1 protein-coding gene is annotated in these 365 nt (G+C 62.7%); it reads right to left on the bottom strand.

Annotated elements, in window-relative coordinates; genetic code table 11:
* Positions 1-58 precede the first annotated feature (58 nt).
* A partial coding sequence (locus BM70_RS33850; RefSeq protein WP_025859601.1) for an HAD family hydrolase occupies positions 59-365 on the bottom strand: 307 nt, incomplete at its 5' end.

Raw genomic sequence — 365 nt, 5'->3', positions numbered from 1 at the left:
AAAATGTGCCTGATAGACCGCTATCGCAGGCAAGCCAGCTCCCACATTGGGTTCGGTGTCAGTTCCAGCTGCGGAGCAATTCTGGCAGCTCCGCCAGGTTGCGAATCTCGGCATCCGGACGCTTATCCGCATCCCACGCCTTGCCCGTCGGGTTGAACCACACCGCCCGCAGCCCGGCCTGCTGCGCCCCGGCGATGTCGTCGCCTGGGTGATCGCCGATATGCACCGCCGCACTGGCATCGACCCCGCCGCGTTGCAAGGCTTCCTGAAACAACCGCGCATCCGGCTTGGCGATGCCGATATCTTCGGCACGCAGCGCAAAATGGAAGTAATCCGCCAGGCCAACACGCTGTACATCGGCATTG

This window comes from Pseudomonas sp. CHM02 (assembly GCF_000612585.1).
Taxonomy (GTDB): Bacteria; Pseudomonadota; Gammaproteobacteria; order Pseudomonadales; family Pseudomonadaceae; genus Aquipseudomonas.
This window is presented reverse-complemented; position numbering and strand designations above follow the sequence as displayed.